A 3,069-nucleotide genomic window follows, 5' to 3' on the forward strand; every position below is an offset into this window, starting at 1 on the left:
TGACGTGCGGTTTGTTACGTTCGAATTTTTCTTTAGCCATCGAGACCGTCTCCCATCGTTGAATTGAGCTAGTCACGCCACCATTAAAACAAAGGCAGATATTCGCATATCTGCCTTTGGGTTTTGGAGCTCATGAGCGGATTTGAACCGCTGACCTCACCCTTACCAAGGGTGTGCTCTACCAGCTGAGCTACATGAGCGAAACACTTGCAACCTGATGCACAGACCTGAAACCTGGAGCGGGTAGCGGGAATCGAACCCGCATCATCAGCTTGGAAGGCTGAGGTTCTACCACTAAACTATACCCGCGATAGCCGAGGCCTACGCTTGAATCTGGTGGAGGGGGAAGGATTCGAACCTTCGAAGTCGATGACGTCAGATTTACAGTCTGATCCCTTTGGCCGCTCGGGAACCCCTCCGAAACGAGGCGGCATTCTCTATGTCAGCCACCTCACTGTCAAGCATTTTCTCATTTAAAAACTTGAGGTTAGCTGCGTTGACAATCATTTCACGACTCGCCTTGAAAAGGCGTGTCGTGAAGCGGGCGCCATTCTATGCAAACTATTCGGAAGTTGCAACGCTTGAGCAGGGCATTTGTTGCTGCTGCAAGGATGGGAAGTCGCGCGCCATGCTCTGCAGCAGCCGATCATCCATCTGAGATCGACTTTCGCTTTCCACACGAACCCAGTACTTGCGATGAACCCTTGGCAACTCACGAATCAATGCCTGGTAATCAACCTCTTGCAGTCGATTCACCACGCTTTCGGCCGAGTCCTTCCGTGAAAATATTCCCAGGGAAATTCCATTGGCCAGATCGCCCACCGTGATGATGTAGCTATCTATGTTACGAGACTGCAACTCTCGAAGCTGCCTCAGCGAAGCCTGGCGAGACACCAATGGCGGAAGGTAGACCCAGTAGTCGATACCAGCCGCGGCATCGATACCCTGTAGCGTGGAAGCGATATCCAGGCTCAACAGCCGCTGCCTCAGTGCGGAGGTCAGCGACTTATCATCGAAGCCACCGAGAAATAGACACACGGCCTCTCCGGTCGGCGTATGCGACTGCTGCCGACGCGCCGGCAGTTCCGTTTCGCTCAGCAGACGGATGTCGGAACCCGAAGCGACATCAGCCGGCCCCTGCATCTTAGCGGTGCGGCTGGGAGCCTGCTGATGATGAACGTAGAAAAGCAGATTGAGCACCACCAGAAGAAGCAAGAGCCAGCGCATCAGAACCTCATAACGGACAGGCTATTGCTAGCCCTTTGAACACCAAGTCTGGAACGAATTCCACTTGGCGCGCCTCGGCAAAAAGGGAAGCATCGCCGCCAGTTACGTAGATTGCAGGCTCCTCTCCGAGGCACCGAGCAGCACAAACGATCTGGTCCTCGATATAGCTGCGCAACATCCTCAGGCAACCACGCTCGACAGCCTCACTCGTACTGCGGCCCGGCGACGTATCACTCAAGGCCATCCGCGCTTCTTCGGCGCTGTACAGGATACGCTTGGTATGAGTGCGCAACTGCTCGGTCAGAAGCGCCATGCCCGGGGTGATATACCCTCCCAGATGCCTACCATCCCCGGCCACCAGATCAATGGTCACGGCCGTGCCCAGATCAATCACGACGCAGGGTTTGCAACACAACTGATAGGCCGCCACAACCGCCAACCACCGGTCGAGCCCCAGTCGCTGAAAATCCTCGTAGCCGTTCGTCACGCCAGCAAGCTTGATGGAAGGCATAGCGCAAACCACCTCGACGCCCAACGAGCCAGAGATCACTTCGGTAAGCAGACGAGTCTCCGTATCACTCCGAACACTGACCAGTCGGCAATGGGAGATAGTGATCGGGCACAGGGACAATAACTCTTCCAGCAGCCGCTCAGGCTCATCAGCAAGCCCCGACGCATGGATGATGCCACTCGCATCGAGATCGATCACACGCCACTTGATGAAGCTGTTTCCGCAATCGAGCTCAAGAATCATGATCAAGCCTCAGACTCAGCTCACCACCGCTAAAACGGCTTTCCTGTCCATCCACCATCAACCTCAATGCCCCTTGCTCATCGACACCCAACACCAAGCCTTTGATGTGCTGCGAACCCGCACTCAAGCAGCAGCGCTGCCCACGCCAGATGTTGTTACTCTCCCATTCCGCTCGCAGCCCGGAAAAACCTTCGTCGGTGTGCCGATTCAGATAATGCTGCAATGATCGACTCAGGACGCGAGCAAGCTCGTTCCGATCCACCAGATTTCCGCTCTCGACCCGCATCGACGTCCAGGCTTGCCCTATCTCCACCGCATCGGCAATCATGTTGACATTTATTCCGACACCGATGACGACATGACAGACATCGGCTGGGTCGCCGGTCAGCTCAAGCAGTATCCCTGCAATCTTCTTCCCATCTACATAGATATCGTTAGGCCATTTGACCCCTGCTCGCTCCACGCCCAGCTGACGCAAAGCGTGCATGACGGCCAGACCAACCACCAGACTCAGGCCTGATAAACGTTGGGGTCCACCAGTTATCGTCAGTGCGAGCGTGTAGTAGAGATTCTGTGCGGGTGGGCTCACCCATTCCCTACCTCGGCGCCCCCGGCCACTGGTTTGAGTTTCAGCAAGAACCACGAAAGGCGGAGGGGCCCCCGAGGAAAGCAACCTGAGAGCCTCAGCGTTTGTCGAGTCAGTATTTTCCAGAACTCGCAACGCCCAGCCGAGCTGCTCGAACTCCAGCTCGAGCCCCTCCCTATCAAGCAGCGAAATGGGCTCTGCCAGTCGATAACCCCGCCCAGGAACTTTATGAAGCTGTATCCCCAAGCTCGCCTCGAGCCTCTGCAGATGCTTCCACACTGCGCTACGACTAATACCCAGCGCAGATCCGAGTTCTTGCCCCGAGTGGAAACGTCCATCCTGCAGCACTTTCAGCAAACTGTTCATGCAACCCCCTGCCAGCAAGGCGGGCATCATAGCGGCAGATGGAGCAAGAGCCCAGCGCGGCATTTTCTTCCACGCAAAGACAAACCCCCGACCTTCTTTCGAGGGTCGGGGGTTTGGTGTAGAAGCTTGACGATGA

Annotated in this window: 3 protein-coding genes and 3 tRNA genes; all 6 read right to left on the bottom strand. The window is 55.8% G+C overall.

What is annotated here, in order from left to right:
- Window positions 1-124 precede the first annotated feature (124 nt).
- Window positions 125-200: transfer RNA gene (locus EA795_RS20400), tRNA-Thr, on the bottom strand.
- A 35-nt stretch (window positions 201-235) separates the two neighbouring features.
- A tRNA-Gly gene (locus EA795_RS20405) sits at window positions 236-309 on the bottom strand.
- Window positions 310-334: 25 nt separating this feature from the next.
- Window positions 335-419, bottom strand: a tRNA-Tyr gene (locus EA795_RS20410).
- 142 nt (window positions 420-561) lie between these two features.
- Window positions 562-1,227, bottom strand: a complete 666-nt coding sequence (locus EA795_RS20415; RefSeq protein WP_122079200.1) for an SPOR domain-containing protein — start codon at window positions 1,225-1,227, stop codon at window positions 562-564.
- A gap of 7 nt (window positions 1,228-1,234) precedes the next feature.
- Window positions 1,235-1,981 (bottom strand): type III pantothenate kinase, encoded by a 747-nt coding sequence (locus EA795_RS20420; RefSeq protein WP_122079202.1) that lies wholly within the window; start codon window positions 1,979-1,981, stop codon window positions 1,235-1,237.
- Complete coding sequence (birA, locus tag EA795_RS20425) at window positions 1,971-2,933, bottom strand: bifunctional biotin--[acetyl-CoA-carboxylase] ligase/biotin operon repressor BirA (RefSeq protein WP_122079204.1); 963 nt, start codon at window positions 2,931-2,933, stop codon at window positions 1,971-1,973. The genes EA795_RS20420 and birA overlap by 11 nt, the downstream gene beginning before the upstream one ends.
- Window positions 2,934-3,069 lie beyond the last annotated feature (136 nt).

This window comes from Stutzerimonas nitrititolerans, from assembly GCF_003696285.1.
Classification (GTDB): Bacteria; Pseudomonadota; Gammaproteobacteria; order Pseudomonadales; family Pseudomonadaceae; genus Stutzerimonas; species Stutzerimonas nitrititolerans.